This window comes from Aeromonas sp. QDB03 (genome assembly GCF_027707985.1).
Classification (GTDB): Bacteria; Pseudomonadota; Gammaproteobacteria; order Enterobacterales; family Aeromonadaceae; genus Aeromonas; species Aeromonas hydrophila.
The window spans coordinates 989,042-1,010,252 of the sequence record NZ_JAPCJG010000001.1 but is presented as its reverse complement, the minus strand read 5'-3'; the positions used below and the strand labels follow the sequence as shown (position 1 = coordinate 1,010,252).

Genomic DNA, 21,211 nt, shown 5'->3' with positions numbered 1-21,211 from the left:
TAATTGAAACATCAGGAGTCTTTGCTCCCCTTCCCATTATGTCGCGGGGCGGGGGAGCGTACAGTCATTTAACCGTGAGGCGGGTCACATCTCACAGATTTTCGAGGTAGTGATAGAGGCTCTTGAGGATGGCAAAGTTCCGTTCGTTACCCTGATTCTGCTCGGCCAGCGCCTCGAGGCGCGGTACATAGTCGGGCAGACGGCGGCTGAAGTAGTCGCTGCAGTGCAGGCGCCAGCGCTTTTGCTCCGCTTCGCTCAAGGTGTGCGGCCAGTTGCGGGCACGGTAGCGGAACAGCATTTCCGGCAGCCGTGAGTCGGTGAAGGCAAACTCCCGCTCACCCAGCAGATCCGCCGGGGTGGCGCGCACCAGATCCATGGTGGACTTGTCGCCGTGACCGAAGAAGCCGGCGTAGAGCTGGGTATCCGGGTCGCCGTCATTGTTGCCGGCAAACTCCTGATTGAACACTTCCACCAGTTTTTCCCGCACTTCGGGGTGGGCGCGCAGCAGATCCAGGCTCTTGCGGCACTGCTCCCGGTCGATGCCAAGCTGGTCGGCACGCTCCGCCGTCAGGGTGGCGGCCGGCGCCAGCACCGGGCACTTGTTGATGTGTACCAGCTTCACCGGAATACCGGCCAGATCCCCCAGCTCCTCTTTCTTGGTGTAGAGGCGCTCGCGGATCTCCTCGCTGGTGAGCTCGATGAGCGGGGTGGGGTCGCGGGTCAGATCCACCATGATCACCGCGTTCTGGTTGGTGGGGTGCCAGGCGAGCGGCGAGACCCAGCTTGCACACCCCAGCCAGGGGGAGAACATGCCGGAGACGTGCACCAGCGGCTTCATGGTCACCACGTCGATGAGGGCCTTCACCTTGTTCTTGTTGCGAAGGTCAAACAGGTAGCCGAACAGCTTGGGCTGGGCCTTTTTCACCAGCTTGGCCATCTCGATGGTGGCCAGCACGTCCGAGAGCGCATCGTGGGCATTGGCGTGGGCCACGCCATTGGCGACGGTGAGCTTCTCCAGCTTGAAGCTCGGCTTGCCCTCTTCGTCAAACGCCCATTCGATCCCCTCCGGGCGCAGGGCGTAGCAGGCCCGCAGCATGTCGAGGATATCCCAGCGGGAGTTGCCGTTCTGCCAGGCATAGGCATAGGGGTCATAGAAGTTGCGATAGAGGGTGTAACGGGTCACCTCGTCATCGAAACGGATGCTGTTGTAGCCCAGCACGCAGGTGCCCGGGGTGGCGAACTGCTCGTGTATCTGACGGATGAAATCCGCCTCGCACAGCCCGTCCTTCATCGCTTTTTGCGGCGTGATGCCGGTGATCAGGCACGCCTCCGGCTCCGGCAGATAGTCAGCGGGCGGCTTGCAGTAAATCACCAGCGGCTCGCCGATGAGGTTGAAATCCCCGTCGGTACGAATGCCGGCAAACTGCGCCGGTCTGTCCTTGGCCGGGCTGATGCCGAAGGTCTCGTAGTCGTGAAAGAAAAATGTGGGCTCGCTGCCGGCGTGTGCTGTTTTGCTCATGTTGCTCGAGAGGGATATCCGATGACGGTGGCGCCTGGCGCCAGGGTGGGGGTGCCATGCACCTCGGTTGCCTGCATGGTAAACCATAGCGCAGGCAGAACGAAGGGTAGACCGGTCGGCTGCCGCTTTATTGGGCAGGCCTGCATCAATGGAAGATGAAAAGGAGGGGAGCAGAGTAAAAAGAGACAGCCCCGCTGGCGGGGCTGTCCAGGTTTTCTGGTGGCGGGCTCAGTGACAGAGCTTGTAGTAGACCTCGTTCCACTGCAGGGTCTGCTTGAGTTCGGGGATGCGGGTGTGCTGGTCGATGACCACGCACTCTATGCCCATGAGGTCGGCGAAGGTACGCAGCTGCTCGATATCCACCGACTGGGTGAACACCGAGTGGTGGGCGGCTCCGGCCAGGATCCAGGCCTCGGCGCTGGTCTGCAGGTCCGGCATGGGGTTCCACAGGGCGCTGGCCACCGGCAGTTTCGGCATGGCCTCTGGCAAGTCCACCACTTCCAGCTGATTGACCACCAGCCGGAAGCGGTTGCCCAGATCGATCAGGCTGGCGTTGACCGCCTTGCCGGCGGGGGCCGCAAACAGCAGGCGGGCCGGGTCGGCCTTCTTGCCTATGCCCAGATGCTGGGCATCCAGCACGGGTTTATTGGCGGCGATGGAGGGGCACACCTCCAGCATGTGGGCCCCCAGCACCAGGTTGTTGCCCGCCTCCAGGTGGTAGGTGTAGTCCTCCATGAAGGAGGTGCCGCCCGCAAGACCGGCCCCCATCACCTTGAGGGTGCGCAGCAGGGCCGCGGTCTTCCAGTCCCCTTCTGCCCCAAAGCCGAAGCCTTGCTGCATCAGGCGCTGACAGGCCAGCCCCGGCAGCTGGTGCAGGCCGTGAAGGTCTTCAAAGGTGGTGGTGAAGGCGCCAAAGCCGCCGTCGGTGAGGAACTTTTTCATCCCCAGCTCCTGGCGCGCCGCCTCATAGAGAGAAGCGCGAAGCTCCCCACCTGCCTGCACCGCCTCGGTCAGGGTGTAGGTTTCTTCGTATTCGGCCAGCAGCACCTCGATGTCGCTTGCAGGCACGGCGTCGATCACCTTCACCAGATCGCCGACCGGGTGGTAGTTCACCTGATAGCCAAACTGGATCTGGGCCTCAATCTTGTCGCCCTCGGTGACCGCCACGTTGCGCATGTTGTCGCCAAAGCGGGCGATCTTCAGGTGGCGACTGTCGTGAATGGCGGCGGCGACCCGCATCCAGTTACCCAGCTTGCGGTGGGCCTCTTCATCCTGCCAGTGACCGACCACCACGGTGCGCGGCAGGCGCAGCCGGGCCCCCATGAAACCGAACTCACGGCCGCCGTGGGCGGTCTGGTTCAGGTTCATGAAGTCCATGTCGATCTCGCTCCACGGCAGATCCCGGTTGAACTGGGTGTGAAATTGCAGCAGGGGTTTTTGCAACTGGCTGAGGGCCGGGATCCACATCTTGGCGGGGGAGAAGGTGTGCATCCACACCATGAGCCCGATGCAGCGCTCATCGTGGTTGGCATCGCGGGCTACCGCGCTTATCTCGTCGAGGGTGGTGCCGGTGGGTTTGAGCACGATCTTGACCGGCAGGCCGGCGCGCTCGTTGAGCTGGCTGGTGATGGTGTGGGCGTGATCGGCCACCTGCTTCAGGGTGGCGGCGCCATACAGGTGCTGGCTGCCGACCAGGAACCACACTTCCAGCTGTTTCATCAATTCCATCTTGGTGTCCTCTTTATGCTTTTGTCTGGCCGTAATAGGCGTGTTTGCCATGTTTGCGCTGGTAATGCTTCTCCAGCAGGTAATCGGGCAGGGGGCGGGCCGCGGGGTTGATCTGGCCGGTGAGCCAGGCCATGCGCGCCACCTCCTCCAGCACCACGGCGTTGTGTACCGCGTCCTCGGCGCTCTTGCCCCAGCTGAAGGGGCCGTGGTTGGCCACCAGCACCCCCGGCATGGTGAGGATGGGGGTCTGCTTGAGGGTCTCGACGATGAGATGACCGGTCAGCCCCTCGTAATCCTCCTCCACTTCACCCGGGGTGAGCAGGCGCGAGCAGGGGATCTCGCCATGAAAGTAGTCGGCCTGGGTGGTGCCGAAAATGGGGATGGGGCGCCCCGCCTGGGCCCAGGCGGTGGCGTGGGTGGAGTGGGTGTGCACCACGCCGCCAAGCTCCGGATAGGCGCGATAGAGCACCAGGTGGGTGGCGGTGTCGGAGGAGGGGCGCAAGGCGCCTTCCACCTGCTTGCCGGCCAGATCCAGCACCACCATGTCTTCGAGCAGCATCCGCTCATAACTGACACCGCTCGGCTTTATCACCACCAGATTGCGCTCTCGGTCGATGCCGCTGACGTTGCCCCAGGTGAAGGTCACCAGCTCGTGGCGCGGCAGATCCAGGTTGGCGACGAGCACCTGTTCCTTGAGCATCTTGAGGTTCATGCCGGTCCCCCCCGGTTGTAGAGCGGCTCGGCGGCGGCGCCCCAGGCGAGGTAGCGCTGGTAGAGGCGCTCGTATTCGGCGACCCGCTCAGGGTCAGGCTGGTGGGTGCGCTCCACGGCGCTCGCCATGTGGTGCTGGGCCTTGGCCACATCGGCGTGGATCCCGGCCGCCACGGCGGCAAAGATGGCCGCCCCCAGGGCGCAGCACTGATCCGAGGCCACTACCTGGATGGGCCTGTTCATCACGTCGGCGCAGGTCTGCATCACGGTGGCCGATTTGCGGGCGATGCCGCCAAGGGCGATCACCTGCTCCACCGGCACCTGCTGGCTGGTCATGCACTCCATGATGCTGCGAGCCCCGAAGGCGGTGGAGGCCACCAGGGCACCGAACAGGTCGGGTGCATCGGTGCCGAGGTTGAGCCCGGTGACGGTGCCCTGCAGGCGCTGGTTGGCATAAGGGGTACGGCGACCGTTGAACCAGTCGAGCACCACCGGCAGATGGGCCAGATCGCGCTGCTGCTCCCAGGCGGCGGCGAGGCTTGGCAGCAGCTCCCGCTTGTGGGCCTCGATGGCGGTGCGCAGCTCCGGATATTGGGCTGCTAGGCTCTCCAGCGGCCAGCCGAGCTGGCGCTGATACCAGGCATAGATGTCGCCAAACGCCGATTGCCCCGCCTCCAGCCCCACCATGCCCGGCACCACGCTGCCGTCCACCTGGCCGCAGATCCCGGCAATGGCCCGATCACCTATGGTGGCTTTGTCGGCGATCAGGATGTCGCAGGTGGAGGTGCCTATTACCTTGACCAGCGCATTGTTGCCGGCCCCGGCTCCCACCGCGCCCATGTGGCAGTCAAAGGCCCCGCCGGCGATCACCACCTCGCAGGAGAGGTGCAGCCGCTCCGCCCACTCCGGGGTCAGGGTGCCGACCGGCAGATCGGCGGTCCAGCTGTCGGTAAAGAGGGGGTAGTCGAGATCCTCGGTCAACAGCGGATCCAGCGCGTTGAGAAACTCGGCGGGGGGCAGGCCGCCCCAGCTCGGGTGCCAGAGGGACTTGTGGCCAGCGGAGCAGCGCCCGCGCCGAATGTCGGCCGGGGCCTGGGTGCCGCTCAGGATGGCGGGGACCCAGTCGCACAGCTCGACCCAGTTGCAGGCGGTGGCGCGCACCGCCGCGTCACTGCGGGAGACGTGCAGGATCTTGGCCCAGAACCACTCGGAGGAGTAGACCCCGCCGATGTAGCGGCTGTAGTCGGGGAACTGGCCGCCGTGGCACAGCGCCGTGATGGCCTCGGCCTCCTCGATGGCGGTGTGATCCTTCCACAGCACGAACATGGCGTTGGGGTTGTCGGCAAACTCCGGGCGCAGGGCCAGTACACGGCCTTCCTCGTCGATGGGTGCTGGCGTGGAGCCTGTGCTGTCCACCCCGATGCCGCGCACGGCGGCGCGCTGACGCGGGGTGAGCTGGCTCACTACCGCGACCACCGCCTGCTCCATGGATTCCAGATAGTCGAGGGGGTGGTGGCGAAACTGGTTGGTGACCGGCTGACAGTAACGACCGGCCTGCCAGCGCGGGTAATAGACGACCTGGGTTGCCAGCTCGGCGCCGTCGTGGCAGCGCACGGCGAGTGCCCTGACTGAATCGCTGCCGAAATCGAGTCCGATGGTGATCTGCTCGGACCTGGGGTGCTCAGACATAAGTGCTCCTGACCATCAATGAGGGGTGACTGGGGAGGAACCATAGGAGATGGACCGGATGGGCGGTTAGCCATTGGCTGCTGGAAATATGGATTTAAACGCTATGCCGGCAAGAGGGTGACGGCCATCGAAGATCCGCTATGTGATTATTTTGCTGAAAACATAGACAAAACGGCTGCAATTTCATGGCGTGATCCTGCTCTCCATTTTTCCATGTGAAAACGATTACAACTTGGTTCGCTCAACTAGCAACAACAATAACGTCCTGTTTAAGCATGTTTTTATATGGCTGCGACTTGATTGACTCAACGAGCAGCACTGCGTGGATACATGGATTGATAGAACACCTGGAGACACTCGCATGAACAAAATCGTTAACAGCATGATCGCAATGGGGTTTGCCCTTGGTATGGCAAATTCTGCTTTCTCGGCCGAGGCGCTGAAGCTGGGCTATCTGGTCAAGCAGCCGGAGGAGCCCTGGTTCCAGACCGAATGGAACTTCGCCGACAAGGCGGGCAAGGATCTCGGTTTCGAGGTGATCAAGATCGCCGTCCCCGATGGCGAGAAGACCCTCAATGCCATCGACAGCCTGGCGGCCAACGGCGCCAAGGGCTTCGTCATCTGCACCCCTGACCCCAAGCTCGGGGCCGCCATCATGGCCAAGGCCAACAGCATGGATCTGAAGGTCATCACGGTGGACGACCAGTTCGTCAACGCCAAGGGCCAGCCCATGGAGCAGGTGCCGCTGGTGATGATGGCCGCCACCAAGATTGGTGAACGCCAGGGCCAGGAGCTCTACAAGGAGATGCAAAAACGTCAGTGGGACGTGAAGGCGACCGGGGTGCTCGCCATCACCGCCGACGAGCTCGACACCGCCCGCCGCCGGGTCGAAGGCTCCTTGAGTGCGCTCAAGGCCGCCGGTTTCCCCGAAGCGCAGATCTACCGCTCACCCACCAAGGCCAACGACATTCCGGGGGCGCTGGATGCCGCCAACTCCATGCTGGTGCAGCACCCTGAGGTGAAGAACTGGCTCATCGTCGGCATGAATGACAACACTGTGCTCGGCGGCGTGCGCGCCACCGAAGGGCAGGGCTTCAAGGCCGAGAACGTCATCGGCATCGGCATCAACGGGGTGGATGCGGTGAACGAGCTCTCCAAGTCCAGCGCCACCGGCTTCCTCGGCTCCCTGCTGCCAAGCCCGGACGTGCACGGTTACAAGAGTATCCAGATGCTCCATGACTGGGTGGTCAACGGCGCCGAACCGGCCAAGTTCACCGAAGTGACCGACGTGGTGCTCATCACCCGCGACAACTTCAAGGTCGAACTGCAGAAGAAAGGCCTGTGATTGACGCCATCTAAACCCTGATACCGAGACCGGCATGGCGCAGTGCGCCATGCCGGTCGGCTGGAGTGAAACATGAATCAGTCAGTTCCTTATCTGGAGTTTTGCGGCATCAGCAAGGAGTTTCCCGGCGTCAAGGCGCTGAAGAACGTCTCCTTCTGTTGCCAGCAGGGCACGGTGCACGCGCTGATGGGGGAAAACGGCGCGGGCAAGTCCACCCTGCTCAAGATCCTGAGCGGCTTTCAATCGCCCACCACCGGGGTGGTGAAGCTGGCCGGTCAGGAGCGGGTCTTTCAGAGCACGGTCGATGCGCTGGAGAGCGGGATCGCCATCATCTATCAGGAGTTGCACCTGGTGCCCGAGATGACGGTGGCCGAGAACATCTACCTCGGCCAGCTGCCGACCCGGCGCGGGGTCATCGATCGGGAGCAGCTCTATCAGGATGCGGCCAGGCAGCTGGCGCGCCTCGGCATGGATGTCTCCCCCGAGACGCCGCTCAAGTACCTGTCGCTCGGGCAGTGGCAGATGGTGGAGATCGCCAAGGCGCTGACCCGGGATGCCAGCGTCATCGCCTTCGACGAGCCGACCAGCAGCCTGTCGTCGCGCGAGATAGAGCAGCTGTTTCGGGTCATCCGCCAGCTGCGTGACGAGGGCAAGGTCATTCTCTACGTCTCCCATCGGATGGACGAGATCTTCGCCCTGTGCGACGCCATCACGGTATTCAAGGACGGCCAGTTCGTGCGCACCTTCGCCTCCATGGCCGAGGTGGACCGGGATCTGCTGGTCAAGACCATGGTGGGACGCGAGCTGACCGACATCTATGGCTACAGCCCAAGACCGCTTGGCGAGGCTGGCCTCAAGGTAGATAACCTGATGGGGCCTGGGCTCAAGGCGCCGTTATCGTTCGAGGTCAAACGCGGGGAGATCCTCGGTATCTTCGGGCTGGTGGGGGCCGGGCGCAGCGAGCTGATGAAGCTCATCTTCGGCGCCGACAAGATGCACAGCGGCGAGATAGCGGTGTTCGGCAAGCCGGTGGTCATCGGCAGCCCCATCGACGCCATTCGCAGCGGCATCATGCTCTGCACCGAAGACAGGAAGGCGCTCGGCATCATCCCCATCCATTCGGTGCAGGAGAACATCAACATCAGTGCCCGCCGTCACCACGCGTGGGGGGGCTTCTGGATCAACCAGCAGTGGGAGGACGAGAACGCGAGGCTGCGGATCCGCGACATGCGGGTCAAGACCCCGTCTCCCCAGCAGGCCATCATGAACCTCTCCGGTGGCAACCAGCAGAAGGCCATTCTGGGGCGCTGGCTCTCCGAGGACATGAAGGTCATCTTGCTCGACGAGCCGACCCGCGGCATCGACGTCGGGGCAAAGAACGAGATTTACAACGTGATTTACGATCTGGCCAAGGTGGGCATCGCCGTGGTGGTGGTATCCAGCGAGCTGCCGGAAGTGCTGGGCATCGCAGATCGGATCATGGTCATGCGGGAGGGGGAGATCGCCGGCGAGCTTTCCCACGACGAGGCCAACGAGGTCAAGGCGCTCAATCTGGCCATGCCGGCCCGTTGACTCGCTGACCGCAACGAGATAGCACCCGGAATTTTCAGGAGAAATACCATGACAACTACTACCTCAGTCGGCCAGGCCGCCAGCGCCGCGACGGCCAGCGGCTCCCGCCTGCAACTGGCCCGCGTCTGGGATCAATACGGCATGCTGGTGATCTTCGCCATCCTGTTCCTGCTGGCCTGCGTGCTGGTGCCCAACTTCGCCAGCCTGATCAACATGCGCGGGCTCGGGCTCGCCGTCTCCATGTCGGGCATGGTGGCCTGCGGCATGTTGTTCTGCCTCGCCTCCGGCGAGTTTGACATGTCGGTGGGCTCAGTGGTGGCCTGCTCCGGCGTCGCCTGTGCGGTCGGCATCAACGCCACCGAGAGCATCACGGTGGGCATCCTGGCCGGCATGTCGGTGGGGGTGCTGTTCGGCCTCATCAACGGCATAGTCGTGGCCAAATTCAAGATCAACGCCCTCATCACCACCCTGGCCACCATGCAGATGGCGCGCGGGGTGGGTTACATCATCTCCGACGGCAAGGCGGTGGGCATCGTCGAGGAGCGTTTCTTCGAGCTCGGCAACTCCGCCCTGCTCGGCATCCCGACCCCGGTCTGGCTGACCGCCGTCTGCTTCGTGCTGTTCGGGCTGCTGCTCAACAAGACCACCTTCGGCCGCAACACCCTGGCCATGGGGGGCAATGAGGAGGCGGCGCGCCTGGCCGGGGTCAACGTGGTGCGTACCAAGATCATCATCTTCACCATGACCGGGCTGATTGCCTCCATCGCCGGCATCATACTCGCCTCGCGCATGACCTCGGGTCAGCCCATGACCTCCATCGGCTTCGAGCTGGTGGTGATCTCCGCCTGCGTGCTGGGAGGGGTCTCCATGAAAGGGGGGATCGGCAAGATCTCCTACATCATCGCCGGTGTGCTGATCCTGGGGCTGATGGAGAACGCCATGAACCTGCTCAACATCTCCCCGTTTGCCCAGTATGTGGTGCGTGGCCTCATCCTGCTCGCCGCCGTGCTGTTCGACCGCTACAAGCAGGTACGCAAGGCGCGCATCTGATCCTGTCCGACCGGTGCAGGCCCGCGCGCTGCGGGCCTGCAGAGGGTTACCCCATGGCGCACGACACATCCCGTTGTGAGCCAGTTCACCAATTTCACACGGCGCCACGCGCCGGATAGCGCGTTCCCAAGGTGAGTCTTTACAATGGCCCAAGCCGATTTTTTTACCCAAGCGCTGTTTTCCGCCATGTCCTCGATGCAAAAAGAGAAGCCGAAACAACTCAACCCCCTGCTGCCGGGCTATGCCTTTGATGTCTTCCTGGTCTCGGGCATGACCCCCATAGAGCAGGGGAGTGCGCTCGACTTCATCATCGACCGCCCTCAGGGGATGAAGGGCTTCATCGTCAATCTGACCATCAGGGGCAAGGGGCAGATCTTTCAAGGGGAGCAGGCCTTCACCGTGGAACCCGGCGATCTGCTGTTGTTTCCGCCGGCGGCAGTGCACCATTACGGCCGGGCACCGGATGCGCAGGAGTGGTACCACCGCTGGGTCTATTTCCGGCCGCGGGCCTACTGGGCCGACTGGCTCAAGTGGCCGCAGGTGACGGAGCGGGTGGGGCGATTGCAACTGGCGGATGCCGCCTTGCTCGCCGAGTTCGATGCCCTGTTCCTCGATATCGAAGAGACCCACCAGCAGCTGCGGCCCATGTCGGAGCAGCTCGCCATGAACCTGCTGGAGCGGCTGCTCATTCGCTGCTACGAAGCCTCCTCCCTGGATGCCTATCCCGCCATCGACCACCGGGTTCACCAGGCGTGCCAGATCTTAAGCGAGTCGCTCTGCGCCGAGATCTCGGTGGAGGCGCTGGCGGAGCAGGTGTTCTTGTCCCCCTCGCGCCTCGCTCACCTGTTTCGCGAGCAGGTGGGGGTGAGCATAGTGCGCTGGCGCGAGGATCAGCGGATCATGCGGGCCAAGCTGCTGCTGCAGACCACGCCGCTGTCGGTGGCCACCATCGGCCAGCAGGTGGGCTATGACGATCAGCTCTACTTCTCGCGGGTGTTTCGAAAGCGGGTGGGGGTGAGCCCCACCGAATACCGCAAGTGTGCCACCCCGCTGTGACCCCTCTTGCCTGAGGCTGCGGCCTATCTTGTCCCTTCAGCATTCACCCCATGATGGGGTGGCTGCCTGGGGCAGGGGGCCGCTGCTTTCTTCATCACTCCTCGTCGATGGCGGTGAAGCGCTCCACCAGATAGTCGATGAGGGCCCGCACCGAGGGGAGCAGGCCGCGCCGTGAGGGGAACACGGCGTGAATGAGTTCGGGCTTAGGCTCCCAGGCGGGAACCACCTTGACCAGGGTGGCGGCGGTCAGCTGCTCCTGCACCATCAACAGCGGCAACTGCACCACCCCGACCCCGGCCAGCGCCGCACTGCGCAGCGCCACCATGTCGGTGGTGACGAAGCGGGGCTGGTGGGTGAGGTCGGCATGCGCCCCCTGCGGCCCGAACAGCGACCAGACATAGTGCTGCCGCGGCGCTCCCAACCCCATGCTGGGCCAGCCGTGCAGATCCGCCGGCGCGGCGGGCAAGCCCTGTTGTGCGACGAGTGCCGGGCTGGCCACCAGGCACTGGCGACGCTGCGCCAGTATCCGGATCACCAGCTCGCTGTCCTGCAGCGGCGGCGGCCTGACCCGGATGGCCACATCGACCCCTTCGGCGATGGGGTCGACCCGCCGATTGGTCCCTTCCAGTTCGACCCTGATCTGCGGGTGACGGGCCATGAAATCCGCCAGCATGGGGCCGACATGGGTGTGCAACAGGGCGATGGGGCAGCTCATGCGGATCAGCCCGCAGGGCTCGGCCCGGGTCATCTCGATGGCGGCCTGCGCCGCCTCGGCCTCCACCAGCATCGCCTTGCAGTGCTCGTAATAGGTGCGGCCCAGCTCGGTCACCGCAAACTGACGGGTCGAGCGCTGGAGCAGCCGCACGCCGAGCCGCTCTTCGAGCTGTGCTATCCGGCGGCTGAGGCGGGATTTGGGCATGCCGATGGCGCGGCCGGCGGGGGCAAAACCGCCGTGATCCACCACCTGGACGAAGTAGTAGAGATCGTTCAGATCCTGCATAGGGTGCTCTCATCGTTCCAAAAATAGGACGCTGATGCCCAATTTAGCAGTCTACCCACCCGTTCGTCTCGAAACTATGCTGTCTCCAGTGTTCAATTCCACCGGATATGTCAGGAGCGACAGATGAAAAAGATCCTCGGTGTTTACAGCGCACCCCGTCCTCACTGGGTAGGCGACGGCTTTCCCGTACGCTCTCTCTTCTCCTACAACAGCCACGGCAAGCAGCTGAGCCCCTTCTTGCTGCTCGACTATGCCGGTCCGGCCAACTTTACGCCGACCAGCCGGCCGCGCGGGGTGGGTGAGCATCCCCATCGCGGTTTCGAGACGGTGACCATTGTCTACAAGGGCGAAGTGGCGCACCGGGATTCGACCGGTCAGGGCGGCGTGATAGGCCCAGGCGATGTGCAGTGGATGACCGCCGGCGCCGGTATCCTGCACGAGGAATTTCACGCCCCGGCCTTCAGCGAGTCGGGCGGTGAGCTGGAGATGGTGCAGTTGTGGGTGAATCTGCCGAGCCGGCACAAGATGACGCCGCCCGGTTACCAGCCCATCCTGGCGGGCGACATTCCGACGGTGGCACTGGCCAACGACGCGGGGTCGGTGCGGGTCATCGCCGGCGAGTTTGAGGGGGGCCGTGGCCCGGCTCATACCTTCAGTCCGCTGCATGTCTGGGATCTGCATCTGGTGCAGGGCAGTGTCAGCACACTCGAGTTGTCCGAAGGCTGGACCGGCGCGCTCATCGTGCTCAAGGGGACCGTACAGGTCAACGGCAGTGCCATCGCCCGGGAGGCGCAGATGGTGGTGCTGGATCGGGCAGGGCGGCAGGTCATGATCGAGGCAAACAGTGACGTTACTGTGCTGCTGCTGAGCGGCGAGCCCATCGAGGAGCCCATTGTGGGTCACGGCCCCTTCGTGATGAACAGCCATGAGGAGATAGTGCAGGCCATTGATGATTTCAACAGCGGCAGATTCGGCGTGATGCCGGAGTGATAAATGGACAAGGCCCTCCCATGAGGGCCTTGTTTTTATGAGGCTGCGGATCAGCGCTGACGGGCCTTGAACCTGGGGTTGCTCTTGCAGATCACGAACAGCTTGCCGCGGCGGCGGACAATCTGGCAATCGGGGTGGCGCGACTTGGCCGATTTGAGGGAAGAGAGGACTTTCATGACTGCGCTTTTCCTTTGTTGAAGAACTGACCGAAACGCTGGCCGAAGCGGGCGACCTGACCTTCCTTGCTGACCTGCTTCTGCTTGCCGGTATAGAAGGGGTGTGACGCACTGGAGACATCCAGCGTCACATAGGGGTAGGTGTTGCCGTCTTCCCACAGCTTGGTGCGATCGGTCTTGAGGGTGGAACCCACCAGAAAATAGGTATTGGCGGTCAGGTCGTGGAACAGAACCTGACGGTACTCGGGGTGAATGTCGGGACGCATGATGTTGGCCTCATGATTTAATTGTTATAACATAACAAATAAATCATGCCTTTGTTGAGAATAGATATCAACAATTTTTTGTCTTGTGTGATGCAGGGGCGATAGACCGAACGAGGTTCTGCCTCTCCGGCAAGCGGGGTAACCGGTCGGGTTTGGTGATGCCGCAGCAGGGTTGGCAACAAGAGGTTGATGACGGACTTTACTTTTGATTTTTACTGTATAAAAATACAGTTATAAATCATGGAGAAGTATCCTATGCGTCTGGAAATCATCATCGACAAAAAACATCAGGTGCCCACCTCGACCATGGAGGCGCTGCGTCAGGAGCTGCTCAAGCAACTGGGCGAGAAGTTCCCCGACCTGCATGTGCGGGTCGCCCCCGGCAGCGCCATGGCGCTGACGGTCAGCCGCGCCAGCAAGGAGGACAAGGAGCTGGCAGAAGCCATGGTGCAGGAGGTGTGGGAGAATGCCGACAGCTGGATGCCGGAGAGTGTTGCCTCCTGAGCCTGGTGGCCGGGCTCTCATCCAGCGCCTCTCTTGTCGAACAAAAAACGCAGCCCACGGCTGCGTTTTTTGTTGCTGCTGGGATGAGAGCCCGAGCGGATGGTGCGTCAGCACTCAGCCTTTGATCCTCAACCGTCAAAGCCCTGCCCAGCGTTTGAGACTGTTGATCTGCACCCGCTGATCGGCCTGGGCGATGTCGCCGCTGGCACGCAGTGCCTTGAGGGCGACGGGTAGGGCGACCCGCACTTCGCTGGCCGTCATGCCGGCCTGCAGGGCCGGGTGATAGGCGAGCTTGAGCAGCACGTAATCGAGCCCGGTCGGAAAGCTGTCGATGCTGTTGTCGTTGAAGATGGAGGGGAACACCTTGTCCGAATCGTTGGGCAGTCCCATCACCTGGGTGAGCTCCTCCACCACGCAGTCGAGAAAGCGCCCCTTGGCCCGGCTGTAATCCACCGGAATGATGATGGTGGCGCGGGCCATCTCACGGCGGGTATTGGTGGTGAAGTTGGCCATGCAGAGCCCCTCTTTGAGCGCGGTCTTGACGGAGGCATCCTGCCCCATGGTGCGCTTGGCCCAGCTCGCCATCTTGGCTCGTTCAGTCATGATCAGGGTGATGTTGGGCCGCTCGCTGACCAGGACGATGGGACGGCCTATGATGCCGGCCAGATGCTGGCTCTGTACTTTGACCACCTCGCTTTGCAGCGCCTTGTCGCCAAATTCGTTGACCAGCTTGAGCCGGATGGGCTGTTCCCAGCGGGAGAAGTGCACGTTCTGTTCGTGGCCGTACTCCCGCTTCATGGCGACCTCGAAGAAACTCTCGGTGAGATAGGCATCGCTCTGCCAACGCTCGGCGGCCTGCAGCCAGGGGCTCAGCAACAGGAGCGCCCCCAGCCAGCGGCCGAGCGGCCGGCGCCGGCCTGAGTGGCGCACGGCAAGATAACGGCGCAATGAAGTCATGTCTCCTCCTTGAAACAGTCGGGATCAGCGCGTGGCCCGTTCGAGATCGCGCCAGGTGAGCCAGAGCCGCAGATCAAACTCCAGTTGATGATAGTCGGGCTCCATATGCTGACAGAGCTGATAAAAACCCTTGTTGTGATCCTTCTCCTTCAGGTGGGCCAGCTCGTGCACCACGATCATCTTCAGGAAGGCCGGGTGGGCCTCCTTGAACAGGGCGGCGATGCGGATCTCGTTTTTGGCCTTGAGCTTGCTGCCCTGTACCCGGCTCACATAGGTGTGCAGGCCGAGGGCATCCTTGATCACGTTGATCTTGCCGTCGAAGATCACCTTGGCAAGCGGCGCCGAGCTTTTCAGGTAGCGGTTCTTCAGCTCCATGGTGTAGGCGAGCAGCGCCTTGTCACTCTGGATGAGATGGGTCTCTGGATAACGCTTGGCCAGCACGTCCCCCAGCTTGCCCGCCGCGATCAGCTGTTGCACCTGGGCCTTGAGGGGCTCGGGGTAGCCACCGAGGTAGGTCAGTTCCGCCATGTCTGCATTACTCGTCATATCAAAAGAGCGCCATTGTAGTCAGCGCGTCGCCGCTTGCCTACCGTTTCGGGCCTTGCCTGCGTTGGTACAATGAAAAGGGCCGTCATCGCGGGATGACGGCCCTTTTCGGTCAAGGGGGGCTCAGCGTCTGCGATAGAGGCCCGGATCCACCTCTTCATACTGGCTCACCAGGTATTGATAGAAGGCGAGACTGGAGGGGGAGCTCGGCTTCTTGAGCTCATCGGCCACCCGATCCGGCTTGGCGATGATGAACTTGGGACTCTGGCGCTTGAGGTCGGCCAGCACCCGTTCACGCACGTCGTAGGGTGGGTTGACGTTGGCAAAGAACAGGTAGGCAGAGGCCGGCTGGCGATCGGTCCAGAGGTAATATTGTGGCTGGATGCCATCCACCCAGATCTTGTCGGTGGGGCTGGTCTCGGCCTTGATCCGATCGACCCGCACCTGGGCCGGCGGGTTGAACGGCGTGCCCTTCAGGGTGCCTTCCCAGGCGTTGTTGAGCAGCAGGGCCAGCATGGCGAGCGAAGCGAGCCAGGGGGTGGCGCTGCGCACATCCCAGGCGCGCCACAGGGGCACCAGGATGAGCACCGGCAGGGCCCACAACAGGCTGTTGCCGAGCACTTCGCGCACCCGCTCCAGCGACCACTCCTTGGTGCTCCAGCCGTAACCGAGCTGCTGGGCCAGCAGCCAGCTGGCGGTCAGCACCACCAGGGAGATGCAGAGCAGGCCGAGGCCATCGGCCTGCTGTTCGCTGCGATCCAGCAGGCAGGCGAGCGGCAACAGGGCCAGCGGCAGATAGAGCACATCGTAGTGATCGAACACGTGGCCGGAGACCGAGTTGGCGATCAGGGTGAAGATGACCCCAAACAGGGTGGCGCACAGGGCCGGCAGATACCACTCCTGACGGCGCCCCATCATCAGCACGATGAAGGCGGGCAACAGCATGATGAGACCGGTGCGCAGCAGGCCGACACTGCCCACATCCGGCGAGAAGCCGTTGCCGTAGCTCCCCTCGAAGAAGATGTCGAAGGCATAGTATTTGAATTCGGCCAGCAGGTTGTGATGCTGGAAGTAGGCCAGCAGCGGGCCGCCGACGAGTGCCAGCCCGAGCAGGCTGGAGCAGAGCAGGGAGAGGGCGCAGCGCCACTGTTCGCGCAGGCACCAGTGGCAGAACAGCACCAGATACCAGGCACCCCAGAAGGCGCCGTTGTTGGTGCGCATCCAGGCGACGATGGCAAAGGTGAGCGCGGCCACCAGCGCCGGTCCCCAGCTGCAGCGCTTGTCCAGCAGCATGGTGATGAAGGCCCACTGGGCGATGAGGGCCAGATGGAACGTCCAGTCCTCGGTCATGTTGCCGTAGTAGTAGCGGGTGCCGTAGAGCGCCAGTACCGCCAGCATGCTGCCGAGCCGGGCCCGCAGGGAGAGGCCGAGCTGACCAAACGCCTGCCAGCTGGCCAGCAGCCCCAGCCAGCAGAGTGCCCACTCCAGCAGCCAGATCCCGAAGAAGCCGCCAAGGCCGTAGCCGAGGGCGTCGAGGGCGAAGATCATGGGGCCCTTGATGTCGATCATGTCCCGGTAAAGCACGCCCCCTTCGCTCCACATCTTGCCCATCACCGCAAACAGCGAGGCGTCGAAACCTGGCGCCATGCCGTGGAACAGCGGGTTGCGCAGGCAGAACAGCAAGGCCAGCAAACCGGTGAGCAGGATCACCAGCGGCCGCAGGCCCGGATTGACGCGAGGAGGGGTAAAACGGATGGCATGATTCATGGGTGACCTGTTCCTGCTGGGAAGTCTCGAAAGCGGGCCTATCTTGCCGAGCCTGACAGCACGATGCAATGGGCGAGGGGAATGTGCTTGAAATAATTTGTAAAAGTGCCGCTTTACGGCATGAAAGCGGCACGTTTTCTGACAAAACCGGCTAAAGCGATCTGGCGGGCCACCGCCAAGGGGCCCGGCAGATCCTTACCGGGTGGATGGCCCCTGATACTCCACCAGTGCCGGCGCAGCGGCGAGCTCGGGCAGATAGCGGGCCCAGCGGATGAAGGCATCCGCCAGGGTGATGCCGAGCTCCTGGTTGTGCTGGGTCAGGGTGCGGGCCAGCGCGGTATAGCCCTCCTTGCCGGAGGCGGTGTAGGCGCTGGAAACCCCCCGATAGATGGCATTGGCCTCGACCGGCTGCCACTGGCCGGGGGCGCGCTCCCACTCCAGCCGCGTGATCCGGCGCCCCTTGGGCTGGTCCGCCTGATAACAGAAGCGCACTCCGGCGGTATAGGGGAAGCTGCCGCTGCCATTGCCCGTCACGCCGTTGTTGGTGGCGTTGTCGATGGCCCCCTCCAGCGCCTCGGCCAGCTCATGACCGTGCACCCGATAGAGGGTGAGCGGGATGGCGAAGGGCAGCAGGCGGCCGGCGATGTCCGCTTCGCTAAGCGGTCCGGGTTCGAGGGAACAGCGCACCCCGCCGGCATTGTGCAGGGCGAAGTCCACCTGACCGACCTGCTCGCGGGCCCCGGCCAGCATGGCGCTGGCCACCAGGGGGGCCACCTGGCTGCCGGCCGGCAGGCTGGCATCTGGCAGTCGCTGATGGTGCAGCGGCCCGCCAAGGCGGGTCACGATGCGCTGGGTCATGGTCTCGAGCTCGGGCCGGTAGCGTTTGGCCAGCAGTTGCTCGAGCTCTGGCGCCGGCTCGCAGAAGTGCAGCCCGGCCGGCGGCGTCGAGGCAAACGGCCAGGGCTGCCAGGGCAGCCACTCCAGCTGGCCACGGCTGCGCACTACCCGGCCGTGCTGGTCAAACGCCAGCTCGCACACTCCGAGGCAGAGGGCGCTGTGGGCGGCGTGCAGGATGGCGACGCCGTTTCGCATCAGCGGATAGCTGCCCTCGCTCGCCAGACCGAGCGGCGCCAGATCCCCGAGCAGGCTGTGGGTGTGGCCACCGATGATGAGGCTGAGCTCGGGGAAATGCTTGGCCAGCAGTTTGTCCTGCTCCAGCCCCAGGTGGCTCAGCAGAATGATGTGGCGGATGCCGGCGGCCTTGATCTCTGCCAGCGCGGCCTTCAGGGTCTGCTCGATGCCGTGAAAGCGGGTATGGGGATCGGGGCTGGCGATGGCCGCCATCTGCGGCAGCGTGATGCCGAGCAGGGCGAAAGGCACGCCGTCGATGATGCGCCGGTGCCAGGGACGGCTGGCGTCATACAACTGGGGCAGGCCGCGCAGCCGCAGCGGGGCATCGGCGGGCTCCTGACTGCTGTCGAGATTGGCGGCCAGCACCGGAAAATCGAGCTGGCGCAAAAACTCCACCAGCGGCCCGTTGCCCAGATCGAACTCGTGATTGCCGATCACCATGGCGTCCGGTCGCAGCAGGCTCAGCAGGTCGGCGTTGGCGCGCCCCTTGAAGCGGTTGAAATAGAGCGAGCCCTGGAAGGTGTCACCGCCGTGCAGGAACAGGCAGGTCTGGCCCGCCGCGTCGGCTTGTCGGCGCAAGGTGTTGAGCCGGGTCAGGATGCGGGGGTAGCCACCACACTGGGTGCGCCACTCGGACTCGCCTGCGGGGGCGAAGCGCATGGGGGCGCCATCGAAATGGGAGTGGCAGTCACTGAAGTGGGCAAGTTGAACCGTAATACTCATCTCGGTCCTCCTTAGAGAAAAAAGAGCACCGAGTCTACTCCAATGGTGGGGGGAGATACCAGCCCGGCGGCAGGCCGGGCTGGTAGCGCGAGGGAGAGGCGGGGCAGCCGCTCAGGGAGCCCCGGCCAATTTAGGCAGGCACCATGATCTGGGTGGCGAGGATCACCACCAGCAGGCCGACCGCGACCGGCACCGAGGTGCGCTTGACCACTTCGAACGGAGAGAGGTTGCCCATCCCCGCACAGGCGACCACCACTCCGGAGACCGGCGAGATGGTGCGGCCCAGGTTGGAGGCCTGCAGCATGGGGATCACCAGATAGGCGGGGTTGACGCCGAGGCTGGTGGCCAGATGGGGAATAAGCTCCACGAAGGCATAGAAGGGGGCGTTGCCGGACCCCGTGGTAAAGGCGGCCAGGGTGGTGATGACCACCAGCACCAGCATGATGACGATGCCGCCGGTACCAAAGCTCTGGGCCAGATCCAGGAGGTTTGCGATGAAGCCGAGCCCCATCAGCCCCTGGGCAAACACCCCGGCACCCACCAGCAGCATCACCACGCCGGCGAAGGCGTCGGCCATGCTGCGCCAGCACACCTGCAGCCCGTCCAGCAGCTCTTTGCCGTTGCGCTTGCGGGCCAGCTCCAGCAGGGCGGCCAGCACCAGGCAGATGACGATGATGGTAACGATGTCGAGCTTGGGCCCGAGTTTGCCGTCAAACAGCAGCACCCCGATGATGGGAGTGAAGGGCAGGATGGCGTAGAAGCCGGGGGCATCGGTGATGAGATCGCTCGGGGCGACCGCCTCGTTGTGCTCGCCGGCCTTCTGATCCAGATAACGCTGCCAGAAGAAGTGAGTCACCGCCATGGCGGCGATGGCCACCAGCGAAATGGGCAGGGTCAGCTTGAAGGCAAAATCGAGCAGCTCCATGTTGGCGGCCTGGGCAGCCATCACCACGTCCCCGGAGGTGGGGGCCAGGATGATGGCGGCCGGTGAGGCGCACACCGCCGCCGCGGCGCCACGGGAGATCCCCATGTTGACCATCAGCGGGAACAGGGTGGCCATCAAGAGCACACCAAGACCGGTGGCGGAGCTCACCGCCAGCGACATGGCGCAGGCCACCAGATAGGCGGCAACCAGCAGGATGTAGGGGGACTTGATGATGCCAAGCGGCTTGCTGGCCAGCTTCACCAAAATGGTGTTGGCGCCGATGTGGCTCATGTAGCCGGCGAAGCCGCACAGCACCATGATCAGCATGCCGAGACCACCGCCCCGATCCACCAGCAGGAAGCGCACGTATTCGAAGATGTCGGTGGCCACGTGGCCGGTGGAGGTGACGCTGGTGGGCAGTACCGCCTTGCCCATCAGGGCGGTGATCGCCAGCAGCAGCAAGCCGCCGCTGAGCAACACCCCGGTGGCCGAGTAGCCCTTGAAGATGTAGCGACCCACAGCCAGGGTGACCAGGGTGCCGATAAGGAGTTCCATCATAGAGTGAGTTCCTGAGTACGAATGAAGGTGGATGCATTCCTGGCGTCAACTTGGAGGTTAATCTGGCCAATCCCGAAATGTATCGACATAAAACTCGGCGATTATTATCCAATAAGGGGTATCTCACCATGATGTTGCGCATCACTTGTGATCTTGCTTGCAAATCAATGGCGGTGCGGGGTTGCGACTTGTCAACCTGACACTTAGGCTTTGTGACGGGAGTAGGTGACAGTCGCGGGGATCGCGGTTAATCTCCTGCTTCGAGTATTAATGCGTTGATTATTAATTAAAATAACAACCCCGCCAGCAACGAGGTCAAGGCAGCAGAGATGGGAATGGTCAGCAAAGTTTTCATGGTGGCATTGATGTTGTTCGCCGCCACGGCCGGGGCCGAGAGTTCCCATTACACCGGTATCAAGGCGGTGCCTGACATCAAGGTCGACTTTCAGTTTTATCGGGTTTCCGGACCGGACGTGGCGAGCCTGGCGCGCCAGATGACCAGCGCGGGCACTGCCCGGGCCAACGGCCACATCGGCATGGCCAGCTACCAACTCTCCTGGCAGTTGCAGACCCGTCCCGAGGCGCAGCGCTGCGAGCTGGAACAAGTCAGGGTCACCACCCGGATCAAGGTGATGGTGCCGAACTGGATGGACAAGGCCAAGGCCTCCGCTGCCGAGCGCCAGAAGTGGGACAAGCTGGTGGCCGCCATGTTTGATTACGAGAGCCGCCACAAGGATATCTTGCTGGAGAGCGTCAGCCAGCTCGGCATCCAGCTGGCGCAGCTGCCGGTGGAGCGAGACTGCGCCGCCCTGGAATATCAGGCCTGGCAACGGGGGCAGGGGGTACTGGCCAGCTCGCGCCAGCGTTTCAGCCAGTTGCAGCAGCAGACCGATCACGGTCGCAAGCTGGGCCTTAACTGGCCAAAGGGCATCTGAGCCCGACAGGATTTGATCGAACAAAAAGGGCTCCCGTCGGGGAGCCCTTTTTGTTGTTGCGCC

19 protein-coding genes are annotated in these 21,211 nt (G+C 63.2%); 7 read left to right on the top strand and 12 right to left on the bottom strand.

All coding sequences use genetic code 11. The features are described from left to right. Nucleotides 1-91: 91 nt before the first annotated feature. The 4 genes from sbcB to PG900_RS04435 form a co-directional block, all read right to left on the bottom strand. On the bottom strand, nucleotides 92-1,519 hold the full coding sequence (gene sbcB / locus PG900_RS04450) for an exodeoxyribonuclease I (protein WP_270799053.1): 1,428 nt from the start codon (nucleotides 1,517-1,519) through the stop codon (nucleotides 92-94). 228 nt (nucleotides 1,520-1,747) lie between these two features. Beyond that, nucleotides 1,748-3,247: an L-arabinose isomerase gene (gene araA / locus PG900_RS04445; RefSeq protein ID WP_270799055.1), complete on the bottom strand. Its 1,500-nt coding sequence runs from the start codon at nucleotides 3,245-3,247 to the stop codon at nucleotides 1,748-1,750. Between the two features lie 13 nt (nucleotides 3,248-3,260). Next, nucleotides 3,261-3,959 carry an L-ribulose-5-phosphate 4-epimerase gene (locus PG900_RS04440; protein WP_011705776.1) on the bottom strand — a complete coding sequence of 233 codons (699 nt, stop codon included), beginning with the start codon at nucleotides 3,957-3,959 and terminating at the stop codon, nucleotides 3,261-3,263. Further along, the gene (locus PG900_RS04435) at nucleotides 3,956-5,647 is read right to left on the bottom strand and encodes a ribulokinase (protein WP_270830995.1); all 1,692 of its coding nucleotides are present in this window, start codon (nucleotides 5,645-5,647) and stop codon (nucleotides 3,956-3,958) included. The genes PG900_RS04440 and PG900_RS04435 overlap by 4 nt, the downstream gene beginning before the upstream one ends. 361 nt (nucleotides 5,648-6,008) lie before the next feature. On the opposite strand from PG900_RS04435, the gene PG900_RS04430 reads away from it, so the two are divergent. The 4 genes from PG900_RS04430 (at nucleotide 6,009) to araC (ending at nucleotide 10,670) form a co-directional block, all read left to right on the top strand. Then, nucleotides 6,009-6,992, top strand: a complete 984-nt coding sequence (locus tag PG900_RS04430; protein WP_029301096.1) for an arabinose ABC transporter substrate-binding protein — start codon at nucleotides 6,009-6,011, stop codon at nucleotides 6,990-6,992. A 72-nt stretch (nucleotides 6,993-7,064) separates the two neighbouring features. Further along, nucleotides 7,065-8,564, top strand: coding sequence for an L-arabinose ABC transporter ATP-binding protein AraG (araG, locus tag PG900_RS04425; RefSeq protein WP_270799060.1), 1,500 nt, complete (start codon nucleotides 7,065-7,067; stop codon nucleotides 8,562-8,564). A gap of 48 nt (nucleotides 8,565-8,612) precedes the next feature. Continuing rightward, entirely contained in the window at nucleotides 8,613-9,614 is a 1,002-nt protein-coding gene (gene araH / locus PG900_RS04420; RefSeq protein WP_029303215.1) for an L-arabinose ABC transporter permease AraH, read from the top strand. 144 nt (nucleotides 9,615-9,758) lie between these two features. Next, a complete protein-coding gene (gene araC, locus PG900_RS04415; protein ID WP_044799840.1) occupies nucleotides 9,759-10,670 on the top strand; it encodes an arabinose operon transcriptional regulator AraC in 912 nt (303 codons plus the stop codon). A 94-nt stretch (nucleotides 10,671-10,764) separates the two neighbouring features. On the opposite strand, the gene PG900_RS04410 is transcribed toward araC, so the two are convergent. After that, entirely contained in the window at nucleotides 10,765-11,670 is a 906-nt protein-coding gene (locus tag PG900_RS04410; RefSeq protein ID WP_270799064.1) for a LysR family transcriptional regulator, read from the bottom strand. A gap of 123 nt (nucleotides 11,671-11,793) precedes the next feature. Here PG900_RS04410 and PG900_RS04405 point away from each other — a divergent pair, with 123 nt between their 5' ends. Continuing rightward, complete coding sequence (locus PG900_RS04405) at nucleotides 11,794-12,660, top strand: pirin family protein (RefSeq protein WP_270799065.1); 867 nt, start codon at nucleotides 11,794-11,796, stop codon at nucleotides 12,658-12,660. A 50-nt stretch (nucleotides 12,661-12,710) separates the two neighbouring features. Here PG900_RS04405 and ykgO read toward each other — a convergent pair whose 3' ends face one another. Both ykgO and PG900_RS04395 read right to left on the bottom strand, forming a co-directional pair. After that, on the bottom strand, nucleotides 12,711-12,836 hold the full coding sequence (gene ykgO / locus PG900_RS04400; protein WP_005300174.1) for a type B 50S ribosomal protein L36: 126 nt from the start codon (nucleotides 12,834-12,836) through the stop codon (nucleotides 12,711-12,713). Continuing rightward, nucleotides 12,833-13,102, bottom strand: a complete 270-nt coding sequence (locus PG900_RS04395) for a type B 50S ribosomal protein L31 (protein WP_010634187.1) — start codon at nucleotides 13,100-13,102, stop codon at nucleotides 12,833-12,835. Before PG900_RS04395 ends, ykgO begins: the two co-directional genes overlap by 4 nt. A gap of 255 nt (nucleotides 13,103-13,357) precedes the next feature. Between PG900_RS04395 and PG900_RS04390 the strand changes: the two genes are divergently transcribed. Further along, nucleotides 13,358-13,606 carry a DinI family protein gene (locus PG900_RS04390; protein WP_011705785.1) on the top strand — a complete coding sequence of 83 codons (249 nt, stop codon included), beginning with the start codon at nucleotides 13,358-13,360 and terminating at the stop codon, nucleotides 13,604-13,606. Between the two features lie 135 nt (nucleotides 13,607-13,741). Here PG900_RS04390 and PG900_RS04385 read toward each other — a convergent pair whose 3' ends face one another. The 5 genes from PG900_RS04385 to dcuC all read right to left on the bottom strand — a co-directional run bounded on the left by PG900_RS04385 (nucleotide 13,742) and on the right by dcuC (nucleotide 20,213). Further along, nucleotides 13,742-14,563 carry a DUF2927 domain-containing protein gene (locus tag PG900_RS04385; protein ID WP_270799067.1) on the bottom strand — a complete coding sequence of 274 codons (822 nt, stop codon included), beginning with the start codon at nucleotides 14,561-14,563 and terminating at the stop codon, nucleotides 13,742-13,744. Between the two features lie 24 nt (nucleotides 14,564-14,587). After that, nucleotides 14,588-15,091 (bottom strand): M48 family metallopeptidase, encoded by a 504-nt coding sequence (locus tag PG900_RS04380; protein ID WP_041217502.1) that lies wholly within the window; start codon nucleotides 15,089-15,091, stop codon nucleotides 14,588-14,590. A 141-nt stretch (nucleotides 15,092-15,232) separates the two neighbouring features. Further along, nucleotides 15,233-16,876, bottom strand: coding sequence for a hypothetical protein (locus tag PG900_RS04375; protein ID WP_029303209.1), 1,644 nt, complete (start codon nucleotides 16,874-16,876; stop codon nucleotides 15,233-15,235). Nucleotides 16,877-17,071: 195 nt separating this feature from the next. Continuing rightward, a complete protein-coding gene (locus PG900_RS04370; protein WP_270799070.1) occupies nucleotides 17,072-18,730 on the bottom strand; it encodes a bifunctional metallophosphatase/5'-nucleotidase in 1,659 nt (552 codons plus the stop codon). Between the two features lie 130 nt (nucleotides 18,731-18,860). Next, nucleotides 18,861-20,213, bottom strand: a complete 1,353-nt coding sequence (gene dcuC / locus PG900_RS04365; protein WP_016350497.1) for an anaerobic C4-dicarboxylate transporter DcuC — start codon at nucleotides 20,211-20,213, stop codon at nucleotides 18,861-18,863. A 335-nt stretch (nucleotides 20,214-20,548) separates the two neighbouring features. Here dcuC and PG900_RS04360 point away from each other — a divergent pair, with 335 nt between their 5' ends. Continuing rightward, a complete protein-coding gene (locus tag PG900_RS04360) occupies nucleotides 20,549-21,148 on the top strand; it encodes a DUF922 domain-containing Zn-dependent protease (RefSeq protein ID WP_161785100.1) in 600 nt (199 codons plus the stop codon). Nucleotides 21,149-21,211: the final 63 nt, after the last annotated feature.

What these genes read in the sequence shown, in the direction of transcription:
- sbcB (WP_270799053.1), bottom strand. Translation starts at nt 1,519, where the DNA reads ATGAGCAAAACAGCACACGCCGGCAGCGAGCCCACATTTTTCTTTCAC.
- araA (WP_270799055.1), bottom strand. Translation starts at nt 3,247, where the DNA reads ATGGAATTGATGAAACAGCTGGAAGTGTGGTTCCTGGTCGGCAGCCAG.
- PG900_RS04440 (WP_011705776.1), bottom strand. Translation starts at nt 3,959, where the DNA reads ATGAACCTCAAGATGCTCAAGGAACAGGTGCTCGTCGCCAACCTGGAT.
- PG900_RS04435 (WP_270830995.1), bottom strand. Translation starts at nt 5,647, where the DNA reads ATGTCTGAGCACCCCAGGTCCGAGCAGATCACCATCGGACTCGATTTC.
- PG900_RS04430 (WP_029301096.1), top strand. Translation starts at nt 6,009, where the DNA reads ATGAACAAAATCGTTAACAGCATGATCGCAATGGGGTTTGCCCTTGGT.
- araG (WP_270799060.1), top strand. Translation starts at nt 7,065, where the DNA reads ATGAATCAGTCAGTTCCTTATCTGGAGTTTTGCGGCATCAGCAAGGAG.
- araH (WP_029303215.1), top strand. Translation starts at nt 8,613, where the DNA reads ATGACAACTACTACCTCAGTCGGCCAGGCCGCCAGCGCCGCGACGGCC.
- araC (WP_044799840.1), top strand. Translation starts at nt 9,759, where the DNA reads ATGGCCCAAGCCGATTTTTTTACCCAAGCGCTGTTTTCCGCCATGTCC.
- PG900_RS04410 (WP_270799064.1), bottom strand. Translation starts at nt 11,670, where the DNA reads ATGCAGGATCTGAACGATCTCTACTACTTCGTCCAGGTGGTGGATCAC.
- PG900_RS04405 (WP_270799065.1), top strand. Translation starts at nt 11,794, where the DNA reads ATGAAAAAGATCCTCGGTGTTTACAGCGCACCCCGTCCTCACTGGGTA.
- ykgO (WP_005300174.1), bottom strand. Translation starts at nt 12,836, where the DNA reads ATGAAAGTCCTCTCTTCCCTCAAATCGGCCAAGTCGCGCCACCCCGAT.
- PG900_RS04395 (WP_010634187.1), bottom strand. Translation starts at nt 13,102, where the DNA reads ATGCGTCCCGACATTCACCCCGAGTACCGTCAGGTTCTGTTCCACGAC.
- PG900_RS04390 (WP_011705785.1), top strand. Translation starts at nt 13,358, where the DNA reads ATGCGTCTGGAAATCATCATCGACAAAAAACATCAGGTGCCCACCTCG.
- PG900_RS04385 (WP_270799067.1), bottom strand. Translation starts at nt 14,563, where the DNA reads ATGACTTCATTGCGCCGTTATCTTGCCGTGCGCCACTCAGGCCGGCGC.
- PG900_RS04380 (WP_041217502.1), bottom strand. Translation starts at nt 15,091, where the DNA reads ATGGCGGAACTGACCTACCTCGGTGGCTACCCCGAGCCCCTCAAGGCC.
- PG900_RS04375 (WP_029303209.1), bottom strand. Translation starts at nt 16,876, where the DNA reads ATGAATCATGCCATCCGTTTTACCCCTCCTCGCGTCAATCCGGGCCTG.
- PG900_RS04370 (WP_270799070.1), bottom strand. Translation starts at nt 18,730, where the DNA reads ATGAGTATTACGGTTCAACTTGCCCACTTCAGTGACTGCCACTCCCAT.
- dcuC (WP_016350497.1), bottom strand. Translation starts at nt 20,213, where the DNA reads ATGATGGAACTCCTTATCGGCACCCTGGTCACCCTGGCTGTGGGTCGC.
- PG900_RS04360 (WP_161785100.1), top strand. Translation starts at nt 20,549, where the DNA reads ATGGTCAGCAAAGTTTTCATGGTGGCATTGATGTTGTTCGCCGCCACG.